This window comes from Mixta sp. BE291, assembly GCF_031457955.1.
In the GTDB taxonomy this organism is placed as follows: Bacteria; Pseudomonadota; Gammaproteobacteria; order Enterobacterales; family Enterobacteriaceae; genus Mixta.
On the sequence record NZ_JAVDXN010000006.1, the window covers coordinates 311,248 to 334,653 of the forward strand.

The window sequence follows — 23,406 nt, forward strand, 5'->3', positions numbered from 1 at the left end:
ATACCCGATTTATATTAGACAGGTATTATTACGCCGTCCATGCTGGCTCTATTCCCCACTAATGGACCGCAATCATGAAAGACGCTTCTCCCGTTCATATTCTGTTAACTCAGCCGCTGCCGGAGGCTATCGACCAACAGTTACAGGCCCGCTATCACCTGCACCGCCTTTATCAGGCTCATGATGCCAGCGCCCTGCTGGATGAAGTCGGCCCGTTGATTCAGGGCGTGGTGACCGGCGGCGCAAAAGGGCTGGATAACGCCACCATGGATCGCCTGCCCGCGTTAAAAATCATCGCTATCAGCGGCATCGGCACGGATGCGGTGGATTTAACCCATGCGGCGCGCCGCGATATCGCCGTGACCACCACGCCTGGCGTGCTGACGGATGACGTGGCGGATATGGCGTTTGGTCTGCTTATCACCACGTTGCGCCGCATGAGCGAGGCGGAGATGGTGCTGCGCGCGGGTCGCTGGCCGGAAACCCAGCTGCCGCTGGCGCGTAAGGTCACCGGTGCCAAACTGGGCATCGTTGGCATGGGTCAGGTCGGCACGGCGATAGCGCGACGCGCCGATGCGTTCCGGATGGAGGTGCTGTATCACAGCCGCACGCCGCGCCCTGAACTGCCGTGGCGGTTTATTGACGATCTGCATGCGCTGGCGCGCGAAGTGGACGTGCTGGTGCTGGCGGCCTCGGCGGACGGCGGCCAGGTGATGATTACCGCCTCGGTGCTGGATGCGCTGGGAAGCGACGGCTTTTTTATTAACGTCGCGCGCGGAAAACTGGTGGATGAAGCGGCGCTGCTGGACGCGCTGCTCCATAAACGCATCGCCGGTGCGGGGCTGGATGTCTTTGCTAATGAGCCGCATGTGCCGGAAGCCTTTTTTACCCTGCCGCAGGTCACGCTGCAACCGCACCGCGCCAGCGCCACCCAGCAGACCCGCCTGGAGATGGGCGATATCGTGCTGCGCAATCTGGCCGCCTGTTTTAATGGCGAGACGCCGCCAAATAAAGTTTGACCGCGTACCCCTTTGACCCTACCTGAAAAATAAAATAGCGAGGTAGCTATGAGCAGCAAAGAGCTTGATGTACCTGCCAGCCATGCGATGCGTATAGGCCATCATCGTTACTGGGTATTAGCGTTAATTTTTATTATTACGGTAATTAACTACGCCGACCGCGCCACTATGTCGATCGCGGGAACCTCAGTGGTAAAAGAGCTGGGCCTCGATCCGCTGATGCTCGGCATGATTTTCTCCGCCTTTGCCTGGGCTTACGCGCTTGGGCAGATTCCCGGCGGCTGGCTGCTGGATCGCTTTGGCGCCCGGCGCGTGTATGGTTGTAGTCTGCTGCTCTGGTCGATTTTTACCGCCCTGCAAGGCACGGTCGGCTGGATTGGCCTGACCGGCTCGCTGGCGGCCATGACGCTGTTCCTGATGCGCTTTATGCTCGGGCTGGTGGAGTCGCCCGCTTTCCCGGCGAACTCGCGTATTGTCTCCTGCTGGTTCCCGACGCGCGAACGCGGCGTCGCTTCCGCGCTGTTTAACTCCGGGCAGTATATGGCCGTGGTGGTATTTACCCCGATTATGGCCTGGCTGACCCATTCGCTTGGCTGGGAGCATGTCTTTATCTGGATGGGCGCGCTGGGTGTTGCGCTGACATTTGTCTGGTTTGCTTTTTATCGCGAGCCGCACAGCGATCCGCGCCTGAGCGCCGCCGAGAAAGCGTTGATGAAAGAGGGTGGCGCGCTGGTAGATTTAGAAGCCGAGCGCAAAAATAATGCCAAACCCACCACGCTGCGTGAGATGAAATGCCTGTTTAATAACCGTAACCTGTGGGCTATTTATCTGGGCCAGTATTGTATTACCGCCCTCACCTATTTCTTTATTACCTGGTTTCCCATTTACCTTATCCAGGCGCGCGGCATGACCATCATGCAGGCGGGCTGGGTTGCGGCGCTGCCCGCCATCTGCGGCTTTACCGGCGGCATCCTCGGCGGTTATTTATCGGATCTGCTCATCCGTAAAGGCGTGCATCCTTCGCGCGCGCGCAAAACGCCGTTCGTGCTTGGCATGGGGTTTTCCACCCTGCTGGTTTTCGCTAACTTTGTTGACAGCAACAGCGCAGTGATCATGCTGATGGCGATGGCGTTCTTTGGCAAAGGCTTTGCCGCCGTGGGCTGGGCAGTGCTTTCCGACGTGGCGCCTAAAAATATGATTGGCCTGTGCGGCGGCGTTTTTAACGGTATCGGCAATATTGCCGGTATCATCACGCCGCTGGTGATTGGCTATGTGGTCTCGGTGACCGGTTCGTTTGCCGATGCGCTATGGTTTGTCGCCGCCCACGGCGTGCTGGCGGTGATCGCTTATCTGGTGATTGCCCGGCGTTTTGAACGCGTGGAGGCAAGCAGCCCGGCCTGAAGCTAACCCTGCGTTGCCGCTGGCCCAGCTGGCGGCAACAGCCCAAACACCCAGTCATCCTGCCAGCGGCCGTTAAGGTAATAGCTCTCGCGCAGCGTATCCTCCTGGATAAAACCAACCTTCTCCAGCACCGCTTTGGAGGCCAGATTGCCGGTTGTCACCATCGCGGTGAGCTTGCTAAAGCCCAGCGCAAAAGCCGCCTGACACACTGCCCGCAGCGATTCCGTGCCGTAACCCCGACCATGAAAGGCGGCGCTTAGCAGAAACCCCACCTCCGCCGTGTTCTGCCCGCGATCGATAAAGCCGCTTACGCCTATTGGCTCGCCTGAGGCTTTATCCCGTAATACCACACAGAGCCAATGCTTGCTGCCGGGCTGCCAGCGCGGTAAACGCACGTTAAAAGCCACCCGACGGATCTCGTCGGCGTCACGCGGATCGGCAACAAAACGCATCACGTTGCGATCCTGATTCAGCGCGAGGAAAAACGGCCAGTCGTTTTCAGTGATGGGGTGGTAAGTCAGGCGCGGTGAATCGATCTGCATGGTTTTCCCCGTTCGGTTAGCTTGGCTGAACCTTAACAAAAAAGGCGTCGGCAGGTAAATCCTGGCGCGGGCGCAACAAAATAGTGCTGCTTATCCTCTCTTTTTAACCGATTGAAAAATGCGCAGCCGCGTATGATATCTCCCAGAAAAGAAATGTCTCTGCCGGAGTCTGTATGTCTGAGAAAGATCCTGTTGTTGAACGCCTGTCGCTGGAGCTGCTGGCGCTGCGTCAAATTGTCCAGATGCTGATTACGTTCGGTAATGTCCCTACCGGTGGCAAGCTGAATAAATATCTGGAAAACCTGGCAACCGAAGTCGAACACCGCAATGGTCGGGAAGCGAACAAAGCCATCGCTGACGTTATTCGTAGTTATATTCGTTCTTAAGCCCGAATCTGTACCCCATTCTGACCCCGCAGCAGTGCAGGTTAGCTGCTGCGGTTTTTTCTTGCGAGGTTAGGCCAGCGCGTCAGCCACCGGGTTTTCATCAATCGGCGGCGTGGTCTGATTGCGCCCGTTGCGCTTTGAGATAAACAGCTGTTTATCCGCCGCAGAAACCAACCGGTTAAATGACTCGCTGACGTTGCCGTTTTCCAGGCTGCCGCTGGCTACGCCGATACTTACGGTAACGGCAACGGCGCTGCCGCGCAGCATCACTCGCTGCTGCATAATGCTTTGGCGAATGGTTTCCGCTTTCTCCAGCAATTGCCGATCGTTTAAATCGAATAGCAGCACTAAAAACTCTTCTCCGCCGAAACGGCATACCAGACCTGCCGATCCCACGACCTGCTGCATACGCTGCGCAACGTCAAACAACACCGCATCGCCCGCATCATGTCCGTAGTTGTCGTTAATTGCTTTAAAATAATCGATATCGATCAGCAAAACGCCGATAGCGCGCGATCGCAGCGCGTTGGTTTTCTCCAGCTGATGCAGGCGTTCATACAGGCCGGAACGCGAAAGCTGACGCGTAAGAAAGTCGTGATTAGCCCGTAGCGCCAGCTGATGATTAAGCTGCCTGATGGACTCCATGCTCACCGCGACGATCAGCGGGCTAATCGCCACCGTTGCCACGCCCAGGCGTGCAGAGGCGAGATGCCCCAGCGGCAACAGGCTGTCGTCTCCCTGAATATTCATCACGCCATGCACCACTAAAATAATCTCGCCGATGCCGGTTAACAGCGTCAGCCCGCTGGTCAGCCACAGCGGATAACTAATGGCGCACCAGATCAGCGCCGGAACGGGAAATGAGAGGCTGCCGCCGCCGCCAATTACCGCCGCAGCGGCGATCGATACCATCAGCGCGCCGATCGGTAAACAGTGCTGCCAGCGACGTAGCGTTGACAGCAGCGAAGGTCGGCGCGGCAGCGTCAGTAAAAAGGGCAGCAGCAGGACGCCAGTAGAAAACTGTTCGCTCAGCCAGTCGCTCCAGGCCAGCAGAAAGCGTTCGTTGACCAGCAGCCCCTGCGCCAGCGCGCCCCAGCTGGCGCAGGCGACGGAAGCCAGCAGGCAGGCCGGGAAGATACTCAGCGCGCTTTTTACCCGGCTCGAAGCGTTAATCAGGCCGGGCCGCTGAATCAGCATAGCGACGGCGACTAAAATAAACAGCAGATTAGCGCCGTTCAGGGTAAACGCGGGGAGCGTCCAGCCGGAAAAAAGCGCGTCGTTAACCACCATCGCGCTGTAGCACACCAGATAGTAGCGTGGGCGATGCAGCCAGGAAAAACGCACAAAAATAGCGGTCAACAGCGCATTGATTGGCCAGAACAGCGACAGCTCCGCAGGTTGACGTAGGTGACCGCCAATGAAACAAAAGAAGAGCGTAAAAACAAACAGAATAAGAGCATTATTAAACGGTTTATCTTTAGCAAAAAACGTGAATCGCATAGCCGAACGTACCTGTTACGTTGATCTTGTCGTCCAGACCATCCATCGGCGGATCTATTAAGACGGCATATTATCCTTCGTGCCAATGTGATTCTGGCGCAGCGGCGCATCTTATCATGACGTGCGCCATCGTCAGGATGAATCTTCTTCAGTCGTAAAAATAAAACAGGCACGCATTGCGTGCCTGTAAAGGTTAACCAGAGCGCTATTTTACCGCTACCGGCCACTGATTAAGACGAATACCGCGCCGCGGCGCTTTTTCGCCGAAATCTTTCAGCACCGCTTTAACGTCCGGATCAAGATAATGCACATTGTCGTGATCGACAATCACCACGCTGTTCTCCGGGATCTTATCCAGCAGCTTCTGCAAACGCGGGTTATGCATAAAGGTGAGGTTTTGTTGTAGGCGCAATACGTAGTGATCATCGTAACGGGTAAGATGCATCGCGTTACGATGGCTTTTATAAACGCTGTACAGAATTTGCGTGGCAATGCCAAGTCCAATCCCGGCCAGCATGCCAAACGCGATAATGCCGACAATGGTAGTGATAAACGGCACAAACTGCTGCGCGCCCATGCGGATTTGATCGACAAACAGACGCGGCGTCGCCAGCTTATAGCCGGTATACAGCAGCACCGCTGCCAGGCTTGCCAGCGGGATCACGTTCAGCAACTCACTGAACCACAGGCCGCATATCAGCAGCAGCACGCCGTGCAGCAAAATAGAGATTTTGCTCTGTGCGCCTACGCTGACGTTCACTGAGCTACGCACGATAACGGCGGTAATCGGCAACGCGCCAAGAAAACCAGCCAGCGTATTACCAATGCCCTGCGCCACCATCTCTCTATTGGGCGACGGCGCGGGATTCTGCGGACGCAGTTTGTTCAGCGCCTGCTGGCTAAGCAGCGTTTCCAGGCTGGCAACCAGCGCCAGCGTAACGGCGACAACATATACCGACGGATTACGCCACGCCTCCCAGTCCGGCCTTTCCAGCTCGGCTACAAGCGCGCCAAGGCTATCGAATTTCGGCAGCGAAATCCGCGGCAGGTTGGTAATAAACTCCGGCTGTAGCCGCTCGCCAAACACGGTTGCCAGCCCGCCAAACAGCACGGCAATCAGCGGGCCAGGGATCCAGCTTAGCGCCTTGACCTTTTTCACCAAGGGCGTGGTCCAGACCCAGAGGATCAGCAACCCCACCGCGGCAACCATAATCGCGGAGCTGGAAAAATTAAACTCGCCGCTAAAAAGCGCGCGCAGTTCGCTTTCGCCGCTGGCACCGAGCGCAACCGGAATCTGTTGCATAATCAACAAAATACCGATCGCCGCCAGCATACCTTTGATCACGCTGCCGGGCACCAGCGCAATAAAACGTCCGGCCCGCAGCAGGCCAAGCACCACCTGAATCACGCCCGCCAGCACCAGCGCCAGCAAAAAGGCGGAGAAGGATTCCAGTGAGGCGATAGAGGCGACCACGATAGTCACCAGGCCCGCCGCCGGGCCGCTTACTGCAAAGCGCGAAGGGCTAAAAGAGGTAACGACCAGCCCGCCGATGACGCCGGTTAACAGACCAACAAACGGCGGTAAGCCGCTGGCCTGAGCAATACCCAGACACAGTGGCAACGCCACCAGAAACACCACAAGGCCGGCAGGCAAATCCTGCCGCAGCGTCTTCACATTCATGACGATGTTTCCTCTGCAGATTGCTGAATTAATTCGGTTAAATGCCCTGACTGGAGATCATAAACGCAGCCGAACAGATCCAGTTCCTTACCGCTACGCCATGCCTGTCGCACCGGGCCGCTGGCCGCGAGGGTGGCAAACTGCGCCAGCACATTCGCCTCAACCAGCTGGTTAAGGCGCGTGCTATCCGCCCCATCGGCGGCGTTAAACGTTGCCAGCCCGTTCGTTAACGCTCTGCGCAGCGCCGCGATACGCCGCGACAGCGGGGAATCTTCCTGCGCCAGCGGGCTTTCAGGCAGCGCGACGGCGGCCTGTACGCCTCCGCAGCCATAGTGTCCGCACAGCACGATGCGTTTTACTTCAAGGTACTCCAGCGCATATTGCAGTACGCTCATAAAGTTATCGTCATCGGTTACCACCATATTGGCGATATTGCGATGCACAAACAGCTCTCCGGGATCGGCACCGGTTAATACTTCCGCCGGTACGCGACTATCTGAACAGCCAATCCACAGCGAGTGCGGCTTTTGCTGATGCAAATAGCGTTCAAAATAGCGCGGGTTACGCTGCGTTTTTTGTAATGCCCAACTACGGTTTTTCGCTAACAGGGGTTTCAGGGTCGTCAAAATCGTCGTCTCCGTTCGGATAAATACAGGCAAACCTGGGCGACTGTTAAACTTCATCAGGAAATACCGGAAGGTTTAAATAAAGCCCCGGTAAAATAAGCAGTACCACGTTTTATGATAATTAGCAGATTGTGAAAAAACAATTACAGCCCTGTTAAGCTAAATGTAATTTTATCTAAAGCGAATGTATAAAACGGGTAAATAGGAGGATTAACCCTTGCCATACAATTAATAGCATAAAATAAAAAATAACCATTATAAACAATTGGTTGTGTTATTTTAGTTATTCACCCACGATTAAACACCTGCAGTTAAAAAGGTTATATTTAAATAGACGCATATCTCATTACGAGTATTGCATCTCATTTTTTACCCGCCTTGTTTTTTATTTTCTACTATAAGAAAAAACAATGACGGCCTAATAAATGCCGGTCCTGTTGGGCTATGCGCACGGAAATAATAACGCATGCAATCAATAAGCCGATTGTGGCGCTAAACGCGCAGGCAATAATGCTTGCCGGAGATTATCCCTAAAGCTGCCGTAAACACTTTGCGTTTATTTACCTAAGGCGGCATAAAAATTAATCGGATCGCCCCGGTAGCCAGGGCACGCCGCATCCTGTTTAATGAGGGCTTACCGGTTAGTCGCTGGCTCCCTGTAAGGATGATTTATGCAAAATGATGGCGCTCCTGTTCGCACCTCTGCCCTGCTGGCTTCTCTTGGTTGGCTGGAACATGCTTTTTTGCCCGCTGGCATGGCGCCGCCTGAAGAGAGCGCCTGTGGTCATCAGCGACACAGCCCGACGGTGGTGATGTCTGAACAGGCTTTTCCACGTAAACAATGCGAAGCGGATGGCGTTATCGCAACCGACTCGCGTCCGGTCGCCGTGTATACCGCCGATTGTTTGCCCGTGCTGATTGCCGATACGCGGCAACATCATGTTGCGGCGGTACATGCAGGATTAAAAGGGGCGCTGGCAGGCGTGTTGCCGCAGGCGGTAAACCGATTACTGGCATTAGGCGCAACGCCCGACAGCCTGTTTGCGGCGATAGGCCCAGCCATTGCGCCCTGCTGCTACGAGCTTGGTGAAGATATGTTGCAGACGATAACCGCGAACCCACGCGTAACCGCGCCGCAGTGGTTTGTTACGCAGCCGGTTAATCCGCGCGCGGTGCGACCGCAGGCAAAGCCAACAAATCAGGGGATCTGGTTCGATCTTCCGGCGCTCGGGCGGCAGATGCTGCTGGATATGAAAATACCGGCAGCACACATCGAGGTGTTGCCGGTTTGTACCTATTGCAATGCCGAACCGCAATCCAGCTATCGCCGTAACTCACATTTTTCTGACGGTTACGCCTTACGTTATTCCTGGATCCAGCGCCAGGCGTAAGGGCCGTCTGGCATTACTGCGTAACGTGGGATCGCCAGGCAGGCTGATAATCCCACGTCAGCAAACCCATCAGGATCGTGACAGCAGGTCATTACTGTATTTAAACAGTTCGCTATCGGAACGCAGCCCCAACTTTCTCAATGCCGATTGCTTTTGCCCGCTTACGGTTTTGCGGCTGCGTTTAAATTTAACGGCGATTTGCGAAACGCTCATGCCGTTAAGAAAGCAACGAATAACCTCCACCTCACGCGGGCTAAGCAACTTTACCTTTTCATACAGGCCGCCCTTTTGATTATTTCCTGCCTGCGGGTTCCTGAGATTTTCATGGATCACATACAAATCTTCAATCTCATAGGCCATATCGCGTGAAAGCCAGTTACGTCCATGCCCAACCTGACGAATGGCCTGGATCATTTCACTCATGTCCTGGCTTTTACCGATAAAACCTTTCACGCCCGCATTAAGCACCATTTTCACCACCGCCGGGCTTTCCATGGCGGACGAAATAAGGATATTTAAGCGGGGATAGTGATTGCGTAGTTGCTTGATCAAGGCCAGGCCATCCAATTCCTTTTCGCCTAATAAGAAGTCAAGCACTAACACATCAAGCTGTAAATCTGGCAGCTCGGTAAACAGCTGCTGGCTGGAGCCAAAAGCGTTGATTAGCATCATATCCGGCTCAGCATTAATACAGATCTCAAACGCTGTGCGAATCATAGGATGATCGTCCAGTAACGCTACCCGTAACGGCCGGGCGCTCGTTTTCGTCATCTCTTCACTCCTTGAATCATTACCGATGAGTATACGCATAAATCAATTAAGTACGTGCCGTCAGGGAACGGACGCAAAGACTTGGCCAGATTTTATTAATATCTATCGTTACTCTCTCGATTATTAAATGCGTTCTTGTGCTTTCCTTAAGCGAACAGATACGCTTAACAATAACCAGAAAGATTAATTTCGGCCGCTGCCCCCAGCTTACCGAGCGGGCACGGCGCCCCAAACAAGGCATAGAGACCTGAGACAATTCCTGATACTTTTAGCATAAAAATAAGCGCACTGATACCCTGTTTCATCAGGGTTGAAGCCTGTTTGCGCGAAGAACAAACACGGCTTCTTAATACAAGAAACGTCTCAAAATAAATAACATATGTTGAAGCCGCTATTCTTTACACAGGAAAAAACCTATTATCCTCAGTAAAGTCGCAAATAAAAAACCATCCCAAATAAGAAGTTACTCCCCGCCATTTATTCATTTTTTGCAACATAAAAGTTTCAGGACGACGCTAATGATAAAAAGGAATTTATATTTTTACCTTGTTTTATTTATTGTTAATTTCCCTGTTCTTGCGCAACTCCCTCAATTAGAACTACAAGTGCATACTGATATAGTGGTTCCAATTAAAGAAGAGCTTAAAGAATTAAACCGGTTCAATTACCCCGAGCAGCTGCGTGTGGGTGTGCCGGGGCCGCCGCACCCACCGATTTATCACAATATGGAACCAGGAAAATTCGCTGGGATCGCGGCGGACTATCTTGCCGCGCTGGAAAAGATGCTGAACGTCAGGTTGCAGATCACGCAGTATGCGACGCCCGCGGAAGCCATTGAGGCGCTTAAAGCGCAGCAGCTGGATATGCTGGCCTTTTATAACCCACATCTACACGGCACCGAAGGCGTTATCGCCACGCCGCCCTGGCTGCTGGATCGGCCGATTATCGCGCAAAACGATCGCACCCCGGTTAATTTTGCCAGCGCCACGGAACCGGTGCTGGCCTGGACCGAAGCGGCAACGTTCGGCCCTCAGCTGCAAGATTATTTTCCTCATGCGCGGCTAAAGCATTATCGCGATGCGGAACTGGCGCTGGCCGCCGTCGCCTTTGGTCAGGCTGATGCCATGTGGGGCAGCGCCGCCAGCATTGAATTTATCCGACGCTATGGCTACAGCGGACGCATTAACCTGAGCGCCAGCCGATCGGTTCCCGACATGAACCTTGCTTTTGGCGTCTCGGCAAACCAGCCGCAGTTGGCTAAGGCAATAGATATCGCGCTGCGGCATATTCCGTTGGCGGGCCGCCTGCGCATCGCCACCAACTGGGGGCTGGATTCAACTTTTGTACTTAAAGCTAATCCGCTGCTGCTTAATGCGGAAGATGAGATCTGGCTACGGCAACATCCGGTGATTCCGGTGGTGCCAAACTGGCATATCGCCCCGCTTTCGATGGTCAATGATGATAATCAGCCTGGCGGGATTGAAGCCGAGCTTCTGCAGCTGATCAGTGAACGCACCGGTATCAAGTTTGTTTACCCTGAGCCTTTCGCAGCCCAGGATCATAATATTCTGGCGCTTCGGCTGGCGGAGCTGGAGCCGGATCATCACGATCCCCACCTGATCTATTCGCGTCCTTATATCGTCACACCGTGGGTGCTGGTGCAAAAAAATAATGACGATCCCGCGTGGTCGCTGTCGACGCCGCCGGGAAAGTCGCTGGCGCTTGAAAAACGCAGTCCGATGCTGAGCTGGATACAAAAGCAGCATCCGAGCAACAAAATCCATGTGGTAGAGAACGCACGCCAGGCGTTTGAATTACTGGCAAAGGGCGAAGTTGACGCCATTATTCAGCCCAAAATCATTGCCGATTATCAGTTAAATAACCATTACGCCGGTCATCTGAAAATTAGCCGCACGCTGGGCAACCGGCCCGCACGTTTTGTGATGGCAACCCAGCCGGAAAACGTAGAGTTAATGAACATTATTGATAAGGCCCTGCTGGATATCTCACGGGAAACGCGGGAAAAGATCGTGCTGCGCTGGCAGAACGCGCGTCATGGCGACAGCAACGATTACTGGCAATATTACCGTGGCGCGATTATTAAGGTCACGCTGGGCGTCGGTTTGCTTACGCTGTTGGTGCTGCTCTGGAACCGGCATTTGCAACGCGTTATTCGCGAGCGCACCCAGGCAGAACAGACGCTAAAAAACCAGTTAACCTTCACCAATACGCTGTTTGATGAATCACCGGTAGTGATGTATGTACGCGACCGCGAGATGCGCCTGCTGCACTGTAACAAGGCCTACGTCGACTTCCTGCAGATGCCGCGTGAACAGATGCTGGGCACGGCGCTTGATGTGCTGACCGCCGGGCCTGAAATCAGGCAGCGTTTTCAGGAGATTTATGAACAGACCTTTAAGGAAGGCAAGCCGCTGGTGCAGGATCTGAATCTGCATTATCAGGGGCGCGAATATTATGCCCTGCACTGGGCGCTGCCCTATCGCGATCATGCGGACAATATTGTCGGGGTGATTGGCGGCTGGCTGGATATTACTGAACGTTATGAGTTGCTCAATGCGCTGGAGAAAGCCAAAGAAGAGGCCGATCGCGCGAACGAGTTTAAAAGCCGTTTTCTGGCGAATACCAGCCACGATATCCGTACTCAGCTTCATGCCATTATTGGCCTGTTGGAGCTGGAAATGCGTCATTCGCCTCAGCCGCTTGGACCGAATATCACCGCCGCTCACGATTCCGCCATCGTGTTGCAAAATCTGATTGGCAACGTGCTGGATCTATCAAAAATCGAATCAGGCGTTCTGGAGCCTGACCCGACGCCGACCAATCTGGTGACCATTGTCGAGCAGCTATTTGTTCTGTTTCACAGCAAAGCCGAAATGCGCGATCTGACGTTTCGTAAGTCGATCAGCGTGGTGCAGCCCAACGTCCTGATTGATGCCACCATGTTTAATCAGATCGTCGCTAACTTACTCAGCAATGCGCTGAAATTCACCCATGCGGGTAAAGTAGAAATCGCGCTGTATCAGCAGCCGGACGCCAGCGAATTGGCCAATAAACGCGGCTCCTACGTTCTGAAGGTGAGCGACACCGGCTGCGGCATCAGCCCGCATGAACTGCACAAGATCTTTGATCCTTTTGTTCAGGCGGGTGACCGACAAAGTCAGCAGGCGGGAACGGGCCTTGGCCTGAGTATCTGTCGCCATCTGGCGCACCTGCTGGGCGGCGAGATCAGCGTGGAAAGTGAACCTGGCGCAGGCTCCGTGTTTACCTTTAGTTTTTGCGTACCGCTGTGCGAAACCATCGCGGAGGTGGAGCAGGCAAACAAACAGCATAACCCGAGCCGCGGGATGCGTATTATGATTGTGGAGGATCACGCGCCAAACCGTCTGCTGCTTGCGCAACAGCTAAAATACCTTGGTCATCAGGTAATTGAAACGGAACGGGCCAGTCAGGCGCTGGCCTGTTGGGAGCAGCAGAGAAACAGCATCGATATCATTATCACCGACTGTAATATTCCTGATATGGATGGTTTTACCCTGACCCGCACGCTGCGCCAGCGCGAAGCGGAACAGGGCCTGCCGCCGGTGCCGATTGTTGGCCTAACCGCCGCAGCGGAAAAGTCGGTCCAGCAGCGCTGCGTCGATGCCGGAATGAATTGCTGCCTGTTTAAACCGGCGAATATCGATACCCTTCGTAGTTTTATCTCTACCTCGGTTCCTGCCAGAGTATCGGTCGTGGCAGGCAATGGGCTGCTTAAGCAGCTGAGCGATGTCGATCCAGCCGCCTGCGACAAATTAATTACCAGCGCGATTGATAGCCATCGTCAGTTGGTGGCACAGCTACAGCAATGTCAGACGCATGCTGACATCGTTACCCTCGCCCATACGCTTAAAGGCGGCGCGCGGCTGCTGAATGCCGAACGGCTGGAAAAATTGTGTCAGCAGTTAGAAGAGAGCGAAAGCAGTGACGCACAGCTTGATCAGCTGCGTCAGGAAGTAATAAATGAAGTGCAGGTGCTGGAAGGCATATTGCTTAGCCAGCAGCGCGCGCTGAATCAGCCGTGATCGCACCCTCTCTCTGTACCGCCTGCCCGCCACCGGGGCAGGCGTTTTGCCGTTGGCGCGCCGCTTTTTTGATACATCTCACAGCCTGACCCGCTGCTGCTTTTCTTTCTTAGCCTGAACGCTACAGTCAACTCATCCGACCACACAACAATAATTTAACATTCAGGTGAGCAGCTCTATGTCGACCACGCCATCGCTTTTCGATCCGCTCGATCTTGGCTTTACCCAGCTCAAAAACCGCATATTGATGGGTTCGATGCATACCGGTCTCGAAGAGCGACCAGACGGCGCGGCGCGGCTGGCCGCTTTTTACGCTGAACGTGCCGCAGGCGGCGTTGCGCTGATCGTTACCGGCGGGATTGCCCCTTCCCCTGAAGGCGTGGTCGTGGCGGGCGGCTCAGTGCTGAACGCGGATACCGAACTGGCGCACCATCGCACCGTCACCGACGCGGTTCACCAGCACGGCGGGAAAATCGCCTTACAGATCCTGCATGCAGGCCGCTATAGCTATCAGCCTGCGCTGGTCGCGCCTTCGCCGTTGCAGGCGCCCATCAATCCTTTTACTCCGCAGGCTCTGAGCCATGCCGCTATCCTGCAGCTGATCGCCGATTTTGCGCGCTGCGCGGCGCTGGCGCAGCAGGCCGGGTATGACGGCGTAGAAATTATGGGGTCGGAAGGCTATTTGATTAATCAATTCCTCACGCGGCGCACCAACCAGCGCGATGACGAATGGGGCGGCGACTTCGCGCACCGCATGCGCTTCGCGGTAGGTATTGTGCAGGCGGTACGCGCCGCCACCGGGCCTGAATTTATTATTATTTATCGGCTATCGATGCTCGATCTGGTGCCGGACGGCAATACGCTGGAAGAGACTATCGCGCTGGCGCAGGCTATCGAAGCGGCGGGCGCGACGCTTATCAACAGCGGCATCGGCTGGCATGAGGCGCGTATTCCCACCATCGCCACTTCTGTTCCCCGCGCCGCTTTTGGCTGGGTTACCCGTCTGTTACGACAGCAGGTCACGCTACCGCTGATCGCCACTAACCGTATCAACCAGCCGGACGTGGCGCAGCGGCTGCTGGATGAGGGTTGTGCGGATATGATCTCAATGGCGCGCCCGTTTCTCGCCGATGCCGCCTTTGTCGCCAAGGCGCAGGCTAACCGCGCCGCCGAGATCAATACCTGTATCGGCTGTAATCAGGCCTGTCTCGATCAAATTTTTGCCGGTCACGTCACCTCTTGTCTGGTGAATCCACGCGCCTGCCATGAAACGCTGATGCCGGTCACGCCTGCCAGCCGCCAGAAAAAGCTGGCGGTGGTCGGCGCTGGCCCCGCCGGATTAGCCTTTGCGGTGAATGCCGCCATGCGCGGGCATCAGGTCGCGCTGTTTGATGCCGCCAGCGCCATTGGCGGCCAGTTTAACGTGGCGCGCCAGATCCCCGGCAAAGAGGAGTTTAATGAAACGCTGCGTTACTACCGCACCCAGCTGCAGCGCTATCGGGTCGATCTCCGCCTGAACTGTCGGGCCGACGCGGAGATGCTGCGCGATTTTGACGAGGTGATTCTGGCAAGCGGCATCGTGCCGCGTATGCCGACGATTGCAGGCGTCACGCATAACAAGGTGCTGAGCTATCTCGATGTGCTGCGCGATAAAAAGCCGGTTGGCGCGCGGGTCGCGATTATCGGCGCGGGCGGTATCGGCTTCGATACCGCCAGCTATCTCAGCCACCACGATCGTGCCAGCAGCCTGAGCATTGACGTCTTTTGTCAGGAGTGGGGCATCGATAAAAGTTTACAGCAGCGCGGCGGCCTTACCACGCCGCAGCCGGTTCACAGCCCGCGTCAGATCTGGTTGTTACAGCGCAAAGCGGGCAAGCCAGGCGCCGGGTTAGGGAAAACCACCGGCTGGATCCACCGCAGCAGCCTGCTGGCGCGCGGCGTAGAGATGTGGGGAAACGTGCAGTATCAGCGCATTGATGACGAGGGGCTGCATATTCTGCGCGACGGCAAGGCGCTTACGCTGCCGGTGGATAACGTGATTATTTGCGCCGGTCAGGATCCCGATCGGACGCTGGCCGCGCCGCTGCAGGCAGCCGGTAAGCGGCTGCATATTATTGGCGGCGCGGACGTGGCGCTGGAACTGGATGCACGCCGCGCCATCGCCCAGGGAACGGAACTGGCGCTGAGCATCTGACCAGCAACATTCAGGCTACGGCAAGCGCGCGTCATCTCAACGCAGCTTCACCGAACGCAGCACCACAAATTTGTTATTGGAGGCGACGGTGGTGCAGTTGCCAAACAGCTTTTTCATTTTGCGGTAATAATCGAGATGGCGGTTGCCGACGATACGCAACTCGCCGCCATATTGCAGACAACGCCGCGCGTCGCGGAACATCTGCCAGGCGATATGATCGGTAATCGCGCTCTGCTGATGGAAAGGCGGATTACACAGCACCGCATGCAGACGATCCGCCGGGAAGCCGCTGAGCGCGTTATTCACCTGAAAGTGGCTGCGCGCCATATCCTGCGGGCGGTTCAGCTCAACGTTCAGGCGGCTGGAAGCAATCGCCATCCAGGACTCATCCATAAAATGCACTTCCGCCTGCGGATTCATTTCCAGCGCCAGCAAACCAATCACGCCGTTGCCGCAGCCGAGGTCAACGATTTCGCCGGTGATATTATCGGGCAGATGCTGCATAAAGAAACGCGCGCCAATATCCAGCCCGCCGCGGGAAAAGACGTTCGCGTGGTTATGGATCTGATACGGCGTACCCTCCAGCGGCCAGCTCAGCGTCTCCGCCTGCGGTTTCAGCGCCGGAGCGGCAAAGGTACTGTAAACCAGGCGCGCTTTTTTCCACGCCAGCGAGGTCTTCGTCGGGCCAAGAATGCGTTCAAACAGCTGTAGGGTAGAGGTATGGATATCTTTTGCGCGCGCACCGGCAATAATCACCGTTTCCGGCGTCACCACCTCGCGCAGCTGGCGTAACTGCTGCTCCAGCAATGCCAGCGTACGGGGGATCTTAATCAGCACGCAGGCGGGTGCTGCAGGCAGCGGCGCCATGCTGTCCAGCAGCGTAACCCGATCCTCATCCAACTCATTATCGCGCAGGTTTTGCCGCGTCGCCTGCTGGCTAATCCATGAATCATTAATGCTGTAGAGCGGGCGATCCAGCGCGCAGGCGAGCGCGCCGAAGCTGTCGTTAAACACCAGCAGCGGCCCCTCTTCCGACGCGGGCAGCGTCTGCTGCAGCAGATACTCGTCGGCGGAGTCCCACGCCTGCAGCGGGTTTTCTTCCTGCATACGCGGAAAGCGGTGTAAGGTCAGCGTACGTTGGCTCAGTTCTAATTGGCTCATGGATTCCTCGGCGTGGTACTATTGCGCATCTTTTCGCCCCGAAAGCGGGGGCGCAGTATACTGCCTTTTTATTCGAGCCGCGTCATGTCGTCATTAATTTATCTACAGGGCTATCCTGAAACGCTGCTGCGCCAGGTGCAAACGCTTATCGAACAGCAACGCCTTGGCGAAGTGTTACAACAGCGCTATCCCGCCATGCACAGCGTCACCAGCGATAAAGCGCTGTATGACTACACGCTGGCGTTAAAAAACCGCTATTTACGCAACGCCGCGCCGCTGAATAAAGTGATCTATGACAGCAAAATCCGCGTCATCAAACATGCCCTCGGCCTGCACACGGCGGTTTCCCAGGTGCAGGGCGGCAAGCTGAAAGCCCGCGCGGAGATCCGCGTCGCTACGCTGTTCCGCCAGGCGCCGGAAGCCTTTCTGCGCATGATCGTGGTGCATGAACTGGCGCATATTAAAGAGAAAGAACACAACAAAGCCTTTTATCAGCTCTGCTGTCATATGGAGCCAGATTATCATCAGCTGGAGTTTGATACCCGCCTCTGGCTGACGCACCAGGCGCTGCAGGGCAACGCCGGTTAAATAAAATCTTTCGCTTTTTTTATCAGGCTGGTTTTGGTCAATGCGCCGAGATATTTGCGCTCCTGCGGGTTGTTTAATACCGGCAGGCGCTCCAGCGTCACCTGAGCAAAGGCTTCCCATCCCTCGCGGATCGTTTGATTACGAAACACGCAGGGAAACTGCGCATCCATTACCAGAATCACCGGCGAATCGAGCGTAATTTCATGGTCAAGAATTTTGCGTGAAATGTCGTGAATCGACACCACGCCAAGAAAATGGCCAAGATCGTTAATCACGTAGACATAGCGCTCTTTTTTCAGCGAGCTGACCGCCAGTGCGCGCCCTACCGACTCATGCGGCTGTAAAGCGGCGCCCGGCACAATAAGCTGCTCAATAATGCTGTTATCGAAATCGAGCTTGGCGTCGGCGCGATTAAAATGCTGTGTTACTACCGGATAGGTGCTGCTGGCCTGAAGCCGCCAGGCCACCATCGCTGCCAGCACGGCGGCGATCATCACCGGAAACAGCAGGCTGCTGTTGAGCGTCATTTCCAGCACCATCAGCATCGCCATCAGCGGCGCCTGACTGATCGCCGCCAGCACCGCAGCCATGCCCACCACCGCAAACAGCAGCGTATTGCCGATCGGCAGCCCGGCCTGCTGCCCCAGCGTGGCGATAATCACCCCCAGCAGCGCGCCCACCAGCAGCGAAGGGGTAAAGAGGCCGCCCACCGCATTCGATCCCACCGACAGCGCCGTGGCGCTCATTTTCAATACCAGCAACAGCAGCAGCGCGGGCAGCAGATAGTCTCCCGCCATAATCTTCACAATCACTTCATAGCCGTTGCCAAGGATATCGGTGGAGACCAGCGCCAGCGTCCCCACCAGCAGGCCGCCTAGGCCAAGGCGCAGCGGCAACGACGAGATATAAGCGAAAAGCGCTTTGCTGCGGCCAATCATTTTAATCAGCAGCCAGCCCAACAGGCCGGATAGCAGGCCGACGGCGACCGTCAGCAGCAGCGTGGTCGCATCCAGCTGAAACTGTACGTCAGCAAACGGATAAAGCGCGTTGCGCAGGCCCAGCGACCACATGGTCATTACCGCCGTTGCCGCCGCGATAATCAGCGGGATCAGCCGCTGTAGCGCCGTGATGCCGAAGGCGATCTCCGCGACGAAAATCGCCGAGGCAAGCGGCGCATGATAAACCGAGGCCAGACCGGCAGCGGCGGCCATCGCCACAATTTCACTGTTGTTAATCGCGGTAGATTTAAAGCAAAAACGCCCCAGCAGGCTGCCGCACAGCGCGGAGAGCTGCACCATCGGCCCCTCTTTACCAATTGACGCGCCGCTGCCGATACTGGCGATCGAGGAAAGCGCACGGAACAGCGAGGTTCTGGTCGGCACCGCGTCCAGCCGGGCGTTAATTACATCCAGATAGTCAGTTTTGCTGGTTTGCTGGCGCTCCAGGCTGATGGCATAACGCAGAAAAAAACCGGCAACCACGCCACCCAGCCCGACAATCAGCGGCCAGCAATACCAGGGCCAGACGGTCATCGCCACGGTAATGTCGCGATCGGTATGAAACAGTAACTGGTTAATTAATTCAATCAGATGACGGAAGCCCAGCGTTACCAGCGATGCCGCGCAGCCTACCGGGATCGCGACCAGAATACTGGTCCAGTTAAGAACATGTTTAACGCTCACATCGCATCCTTCTGTTGCGGTTGCTCTATTGGGGAATAGACCATGATATTGGAAGGCGGATCGCAGGATCAAATCAGCAACCGCGCTTTGCCGTGGCGCAGCCCAACGCGCATGGTACTCTGCTCTTCTTTATTCAGGCTCTGGAGTCGGAATTCTATGATTCGCTTCGCTATTGTAGGCACTAACTGGATTACCCGGCAGTTTGTCGAGGCCGCACAGCAAACCGGAAAGATGGCGCTGACCGCTATTTACTCGCGCACGCTGGAACAGGCGCAGGAATTTGCTAAAAGCTGTCCGGCCGAACATCTGTTTACTTCACTGGAACAGATGGCCGCCAGCACGGAGATCGATGCGGTGTATATCGCCAGCCCCAACGCCCTGCACTGCGAACAGGCGCTGCTGTTTATACGTCATCACAAGCATGTGATCTGTGAAAAGCCGCTGGCCTCTAACCTGGAGGAAGTCGAACACATGCTCGCCTGTGCCGCAGAACATCAGGTGGTGCTGTTTGAGGCATTTAAAACCGCCGCCCTGCCTGGTTTTCAGGTTATTCAGCAGACGCTGCCGCAGCTTGGCAGGCTGCGTAAGGCCCTGTTCAACTATTGCCAATACTCTTCCCGCTATCCACGTTACCTGAACGGCGAGCATCCCAACACCTTTGATCCACGCTGGTCTAACGGTTCGATCATGGATATTGGCTATTACTGCATGGCCAGCGCGCTGGCGCTGTGGGGAGAACCGCAGCAGGTGCAGGCGCAGGCCACCTTGCTGGAAAGCGGCGTCGATGCACACGGTTCAGTGATCATGCAGTACGGCGATTTCGACGTCACGCTGCTGCATTCAAAAGTCAGTGACTCGCAGATACCCAGTGAGATCCAGGGCGAAGCGGGCTCGCTGGTGATAGAGAAACTCTCAGAGATGCAGCGCATCACCTTTATCCCACGCGGCGGCGCAGCGCAGGATCTGTCGCCGGTGCAGCACAGCAACACCATGCGCGATGAAGCAGAGCATTTCGCCGGGCTGGTTGCCAGGCGGCAGATTATGCATCCCGGCGTGGCGCTGGCACGCAGCACGGCGCGTCTGCTGACAGAAATTCGCCGACAAACCGGCGTGGTGTTCCCGGCCGATAAAGTAAACAATTCTAATTAATGTAAATATTTCAAAATATGACTCCAGCGCCGTTGTTTATTGCCCTGCGCCCTTCTATCTTTTTTTACAGCAAAGGGGAGTAACTTGTTAGCCGATTGATCGTCATTACGGTGCGTTACGCATCCGGTCATCGGGCAACCCGGAATGCATTCCGCGTTGTAAGTGAGACCTTGCCGGAAGGCGGGGCTTTGCTTGCAATAAACAGCACGGCTGACGTCTTTCAACGTTAGCCGTTTTTGTTTACTGACAGGATATTATTTATGCAAACCGTTGGCACACCATTACTCTGGGGCAGCTTTGCCGTTGTGGTACTGATCATGCTGGCGATCGACCTCTTTTTACAAGGGCGACGCGGCGCACAAACCATGACCTTTAAGCAAGCGGCTGTCTGGTCGCTGGTCTGGGTTTCCGTTTCTCTGCTTTTTGCCGCCGCATTTTGGTGGTATCTCGATGGCTCCAGCAGTCGTGAAATAGCCAATACGCAAACCATGGCGTTTTTGACCGGCTATGTGCTGGAGAAAGCGCTGGCGGTAGATAACGTTTTTGTCTGGTTGATGCTGTTCAGCTATTTCGCCGTACCGGCCGCCTATCAGCGGCGGGTGCTGATTTACGGCGTGCTGGGCGCCATTGTGCTGCGTACCATTATGATTTTCGCCGGTAGCTGGCTGGTGACCCAGTTTAGCTGGATCCTCTATTTGTTCGGCGCTTTCCTGCTGCTTACCGGCCTTAAAATGGCGTTCAGCAAGGAGGATGACGCGCATTCAGTGGGTGATAAGCCGGTGGTGCGCTGGCTGCGCAGCCATTTACGCATGACGGATAACCTTGAAGGCGAGAAGTTTTTCGTGCGGCGCAACGGCCTGCTCTATGCGACGCCGCTGCTGCTGGTGCTGATTATGGTGGAGCTGAGCGACGTTATTTTTGCCGTTGACAGTATCCCGGCTATTTTTGCCGTGACCACCGATCCCTTTATTGTGTTGACCTCTAACCTGTTCGCCATTCTTGGTCTGCGCGCCATGTATTTTCTGCTGGCGGGCGTGACGGAGCGTTTCTCGATGCTGAAGTATGGCCTGGCGATTGTGCTGATTTTTATCGGTATTAAGATGCTGGTTGTTGATATCTGGCATATCCCGGTGGCGATTTCCCTGACGGTGGTAGGCACCATTCTGGGCCTGACGCTGCTGATTAATACCTGGGTAAATCACCGAAAAGATCGCGGTAAAATCAGTAAATCGTAGTAACAAAGTAATATGCTGCGGGACGCTTAGCGTCCCGTTGATTATTTTGCTCAGACCAAATGAAGCAATTGTAATCACTGTCACAATTCCATTAAACAGAAATAAAAAAATTCGATCGCGCCCTAATAGCCATAATTTCTTCTTTTCCTGCCATCGCATTTCCTTATACTCCCCCAGGCAAACACTCATGCCGTTCGTGGCCTTATAAAGCCGCGGCGGACACAATAACTATTATTGGTTCTGACGATGGAAAAACGTTCTTCCACGCTGATTGCGCGCCTGTTTGGCGGCAGTCTGGTAAAACAAATTATGATTGGCCTGGTAGCCGGTATTGCGCTTGCCTGGTTCTCAAAAGATACGGCGCTGGCGGTAGGCCTGTTCGGCACGCTGTTTGTTAGTGCGCTGAAGGCGGTCGCGCCGCTGCTGGTGTTGGTGTTGGTGATTGCCTCAATTGCCAACCACAAGCAAGGGCATAAGAGTAATATTCGCCCGATTATTCTGCTTTATCTGTTGAGTACTTTTTTTGCCGCCGTGGTCGCCGTGGTGTGCAGCCATCTCTATCCGCAGGTGCTGACCCTGAGCGCGGCGCAAACGGAGATCACTCCGCCTTCCGGCATTCTGGAGGTGTTAAACGGCCTGTTGATGAGCATGGTGGCAAATCCGTTTGATGCGCTGATGCACGCCAACTATATCGGCATTCTGGTATGGGCGATTGGTTTGGGTATCGCTTTCCGTCACAGCAGCGATACCACTAAGCAGTTGCTGAACGATGCGTCTGACGCAGTGACCTGGGTGGTGCGTATTGTGATTCGCTGTGCGCCGCTGGGGATTTTTGGCCTGGTCGCCTCGATTCTCGCCTCTACCGGTTTTTCTGCCTTGTGGGATTATGCTCATCTGCTTATGTTGCTGATTGGCTGTATGCTGCTGATGGCGCTGGTGTTTAACCCGATTCTGGTGTGGTGGAAGATTCGTCGTAACCCTTATCCGCTGGTGTTTACCTGCCTGCGCGAGAGCGGCGTGACTGCTTTCTTTACCCGCAGTTCGGCGGCGAATATTCCGGTGAATATGGCGCTGGCGAAGCGGCTGAATCTGGATGAGGATACCTATTCGGTGTCTATTCCGCTGGGTGCAACCATTAGTATGGCGGGCGCGTCGATTACCATTACCGTGCTGACGCTGGCGGCGGTGAATACGCTGGGCATTCATGTTGATGTGCCGACCGCGGTGTTGCTGAGTCTGGTGGCTTCGCTATGCGCCTGCGGCGCATCCGGCGTGGCGGGCGGCTCGCTGCTGCTGATTCCGGTGGCCTGTAATATGTTCGGTATTCCTAATGATGTTGCCATGCAGGTGGTGGCGGTGGGCTTTATTATCGGCGTGTTGCAGGATTCGGCGGAGACCGCGCTGAATTCATCTACCGATATTCTGTTTACCGCCGCCGTTTGTCAGGCGGAAGATCAGCGTGCTGCAGCGAAGAGCCTTAGCTGATCGTGGATGGCTGTGAAGTAGTGCAATGAGAGGGCGGCCGTTGGGCCGCCTTTTTTTGTGGGGCGGTTTGTGGCTGCGGCTTTTGGGGCTGGGACGCCTCTTACAGCGAGGTGTCTGCGGTTTTATCGCTGCGGCTTTTGGGACTGGGACGCCTCTTACAGCGAGGTGTCTGCGGCAGGAGGTCAGGCCGATCGTAAAGACGCAAACAACGTCATCCCTGACAGCTCGACCCGCACCATCCCTGGCGCGGGACGCTTTACTCTTCGGCCTGACCTCCCACCACCTTAGCTTTCGGTGTTTGAGGCATCCCTTTTCAGGCTATGTTGTCGCGTTTGGATGACTTACAGCGTTAAGTGCGTTTATGCGCCCCGCCCGCTTTACCCTTCGCCCTGACCTCCCGCCACCTTAGCTTTCGGTATTTGAGGCATCCCTTTTCAGGCTATGTTGTCGCGTTTGGATGACTTACAGCGTTAAGTGCGTTTATGCGCCCCGCCCGCTTTACCCTTCGCCCTG

17 protein-coding genes are annotated in these 23,406 nt (G+C 55.3%); 10 read left to right on the top strand and 7 right to left on the bottom strand.

Features of this window, described 5'->3' with window-relative positions; translation table 11 throughout:
• Nucleotides 1-74 precede the first annotated feature (74 nt).
• Nucleotides 75-1,019 carry a 2-hydroxyacid dehydrogenase gene (locus J2X14_RS15985; protein WP_352412158.1) on the top strand — a complete coding sequence of 315 codons (945 nt, stop codon included), beginning with the start codon at nt 75-77 and terminating at the stop codon, nt 1,017-1,019.
• Between the two features lie 48 nt (nt 1,020-1,067).
• Nucleotides 1,068-2,420: an MFS transporter gene (locus J2X14_RS15990; RefSeq protein WP_352412159.1), complete on the top strand. Its 1,353-nt coding sequence runs from the start codon at nt 1,068-1,070 to the stop codon at nt 2,418-2,420.
• 2 nt (nt 2,421-2,422) lie between these two features.
• Here the strand turns inward: J2X14_RS15990 and J2X14_RS15995 are convergent, their stop codons facing one another.
• Nucleotides 2,423-2,962, bottom strand: a complete 540-nt coding sequence (locus J2X14_RS15995) for a GNAT family N-acetyltransferase (protein WP_352412160.1) — start codon at nt 2,960-2,962, stop codon at nt 2,423-2,425.
• Between the two features lie 173 nt (nt 2,963-3,135).
• On the opposite strand from J2X14_RS15995, the gene J2X14_RS16000 reads away from it, so the two are divergent.
• A complete protein-coding gene (locus J2X14_RS16000) occupies nt 3,136-3,348 on the top strand; it encodes a hypothetical protein (RefSeq protein ID WP_352412161.1) in 213 nt (70 codons plus the stop codon).
• A gap of 69 nt (nt 3,349-3,417) precedes the next feature.
• On the opposite strand, the gene J2X14_RS16005 is transcribed toward J2X14_RS16000, so the two are convergent.
• The 3 genes from J2X14_RS16005 to J2X14_RS16015 form a co-directional block, all read right to left on the bottom strand.
• The gene (locus J2X14_RS16005) at nt 3,418-4,848 is read right to left on the bottom strand and encodes a GGDEF domain-containing protein (protein ID WP_352412162.1); all 1,431 of its coding nucleotides are present in this window, start codon (nt 4,846-4,848) and stop codon (nt 3,418-3,420) included.
• A gap of 205 nt (nt 4,849-5,053) precedes the next feature.
• The gene (locus J2X14_RS16010; RefSeq protein WP_352412163.1) at nt 5,054-6,529 is read right to left on the bottom strand and encodes a SulP family inorganic anion transporter; all 1,476 of its coding nucleotides are present in this window, start codon (nt 6,527-6,529) and stop codon (nt 5,054-5,056) included.
• The gene (locus J2X14_RS16015; protein ID WP_352412164.1) at nt 6,526-7,212 is read right to left on the bottom strand and encodes a carbonic anhydrase; all 687 of its coding nucleotides are present in this window, start codon (nt 7,210-7,212) and stop codon (nt 6,526-6,528) included. The genes J2X14_RS16010 and J2X14_RS16015 overlap by 4 nt, the downstream gene beginning before the upstream one ends.
• A gap of 614 nt (nt 7,213-7,826) precedes the next feature.
• Between J2X14_RS16015 and J2X14_RS16020 the strand changes: the two genes are divergently transcribed.
• Nucleotides 7,827-8,546: a purine nucleoside phosphorylase YfiH/LACC1 family protein gene (locus J2X14_RS16020; RefSeq protein WP_352412165.1), complete on the top strand. Its 720-nt coding sequence runs from the start codon at nt 7,827-7,829 to the stop codon at nt 8,544-8,546.
• A 69-nt stretch (nt 8,547-8,615) separates the two neighbouring features.
• On the opposite strand, the gene J2X14_RS16025 is transcribed toward J2X14_RS16020, so the two are convergent.
• A complete protein-coding gene (locus tag J2X14_RS16025; RefSeq protein WP_352412166.1) occupies nt 8,616-9,317 on the bottom strand; it encodes a response regulator in 702 nt (233 codons plus the stop codon).
• A gap of 518 nt (nt 9,318-9,835) precedes the next feature.
• Here J2X14_RS16025 and J2X14_RS16030 point away from each other — a divergent pair.
• Together J2X14_RS16030 and J2X14_RS16035 are read left to right on the top strand one after the other, a co-directional pair.
• Entirely contained in the window at nt 9,836-13,399 is a 3,564-nt protein-coding gene (locus J2X14_RS16030; RefSeq protein WP_352412167.1) for an ATP-binding protein, read from the top strand.
• A 178-nt stretch (nt 13,400-13,577) separates the two neighbouring features.
• Nucleotides 13,578-15,593 carry an oxidoreductase gene (locus J2X14_RS16035; RefSeq protein WP_352412168.1) on the top strand — a complete coding sequence of 672 codons (2,016 nt, stop codon included), beginning with the start codon at nt 13,578-13,580 and terminating at the stop codon, nt 15,591-15,593.
• A gap of 36 nt (nt 15,594-15,629) precedes the next feature.
• Here J2X14_RS16035 and rlmG read toward each other — a convergent pair whose 3' ends face one another.
• Complete coding sequence (rlmG, locus tag J2X14_RS16040; protein WP_352412169.1) at nt 15,630-16,754, bottom strand: 23S rRNA (guanine(1835)-N(2))-methyltransferase RlmG; 1,125 nt, start codon at nt 16,752-16,754, stop codon at nt 15,630-15,632.
• A gap of 84 nt (nt 16,755-16,838) precedes the next feature.
• Between rlmG and J2X14_RS16045 the strand changes: the two genes are divergently transcribed.
• Nucleotides 16,839-17,342 carry a M48 metallopeptidase family protein gene (locus J2X14_RS16045; RefSeq protein ID WP_352412170.1) on the top strand — a complete coding sequence of 168 codons (504 nt, stop codon included), beginning with the start codon at nt 16,839-16,841 and terminating at the stop codon, nt 17,340-17,342.
• On the opposite strand, the gene J2X14_RS16050 is transcribed toward J2X14_RS16045, so the two are convergent.
• Nucleotides 17,339-19,024, bottom strand: coding sequence for a chloride channel protein (locus tag J2X14_RS16050; RefSeq protein ID WP_352412171.1), 1,686 nt, complete (start codon nt 19,022-19,024; stop codon nt 17,339-17,341). The genes J2X14_RS16045 and J2X14_RS16050 overlap by 4 nt on opposite strands.
• 156 nt (nt 19,025-19,180) lie before the next feature.
• Between J2X14_RS16050 and J2X14_RS16055 the strand changes: the two genes are divergently transcribed.
• From J2X14_RS16055 to sstT, 3 genes are all read left to right on the top strand, one after another.
• Nucleotides 19,181-20,173, top strand: a complete 993-nt coding sequence (locus J2X14_RS16055; protein ID WP_352412190.1) for a Gfo/Idh/MocA family protein — start codon at nt 19,181-19,183, stop codon at nt 20,171-20,173.
• Nucleotides 20,174-20,433: 260 nt separating this feature from the next.
• Nucleotides 20,434-21,408, top strand: coding sequence for a TerC family protein (locus J2X14_RS16060; protein ID WP_352412172.1), 975 nt, complete (start codon nt 20,434-20,436; stop codon nt 21,406-21,408).
• Between the two features lie 246 nt (nt 21,409-21,654).
• Nucleotides 21,655-22,893, top strand: a complete 1,239-nt coding sequence (sstT, locus tag J2X14_RS16065) for a serine/threonine transporter SstT (RefSeq protein WP_352412173.1) — start codon at nt 21,655-21,657, stop codon at nt 22,891-22,893.
• The last annotated feature ends 513 nt before the right edge of the window (nt 22,894-23,406 follow it).

Bases quoted from the DNA above. Each gene is read 5' to 3' on its own strand.
- sstT (WP_352412173.1), top strand. From the start codon at position 21,655: ATGGAAAAACGTTCTTCCACGCTGATTGCGCGCCTGTTTGGCGGCAGT.
- J2X14_RS16045 (WP_352412170.1), top strand. From the start codon at position 16,839: ATGTCGTCATTAATTTATCTACAGGGCTATCCTGAAACGCTGCTGCGC.
- J2X14_RS16030 (WP_352412167.1), top strand. From the start codon at position 9,836: ATGATAAAAAGGAATTTATATTTTTACCTTGTTTTATTTATTGTTAAT.
- J2X14_RS15995 (WP_352412160.1), bottom strand. From the start codon at position 2,962: ATGCAGATCGATTCACCGCGCCTGACTTACCACCCCATCACTGAAAAC.
- rlmG (WP_352412169.1), bottom strand. From the start codon at position 16,754: ATGAGCCAATTAGAACTGAGCCAACGTACGCTGACCTTACACCGCTTT.
- J2X14_RS16000 (WP_352412161.1), top strand. From the start codon at position 3,136: ATGTCTGAGAAAGATCCTGTTGTTGAACGCCTGTCGCTGGAGCTGCTG.
- J2X14_RS16035 (WP_352412168.1), top strand. From the start codon at position 13,578: ATGTCGACCACGCCATCGCTTTTCGATCCGCTCGATCTTGGCTTTACC.
- J2X14_RS16055 (WP_352412190.1), top strand. From the start codon at position 19,181: ATGATTCGCTTCGCTATTGTAGGCACTAACTGGATTACCCGGCAGTTT.
- J2X14_RS16010 (WP_352412163.1), bottom strand. From the start codon at position 6,529: ATGAATGTGAAGACGCTGCGGCAGGATTTGCCTGCCGGCCTTGTGGTG.
- J2X14_RS16060 (WP_352412172.1), top strand. From the start codon at position 20,434: ATGCAAACCGTTGGCACACCATTACTCTGGGGCAGCTTTGCCGTTGTG.
- J2X14_RS16015 (WP_352412164.1), bottom strand. From the start codon at position 7,212: ATGAAGTTTAACAGTCGCCCAGGTTTGCCTGTATTTATCCGAACGGAG.
- J2X14_RS16025 (WP_352412166.1), bottom strand. From the start codon at position 9,317: ATGACGAAAACGAGCGCCCGGCCGTTACGGGTAGCGTTACTGGACGAT.
- J2X14_RS16005 (WP_352412162.1), bottom strand. From the start codon at position 4,848: ATGCGATTCACGTTTTTTGCTAAAGATAAACCGTTTAATAATGCTCTT.
- J2X14_RS15985 (WP_352412158.1), top strand. From the start codon at position 75: ATGAAAGACGCTTCTCCCGTTCATATTCTGTTAACTCAGCCGCTGCCG.
- J2X14_RS16020 (WP_352412165.1), top strand. From the start codon at position 7,827: ATGCAAAATGATGGCGCTCCTGTTCGCACCTCTGCCCTGCTGGCTTCT.
- J2X14_RS15990 (WP_352412159.1), top strand. From the start codon at position 1,068: ATGAGCAGCAAAGAGCTTGATGTACCTGCCAGCCATGCGATGCGTATA.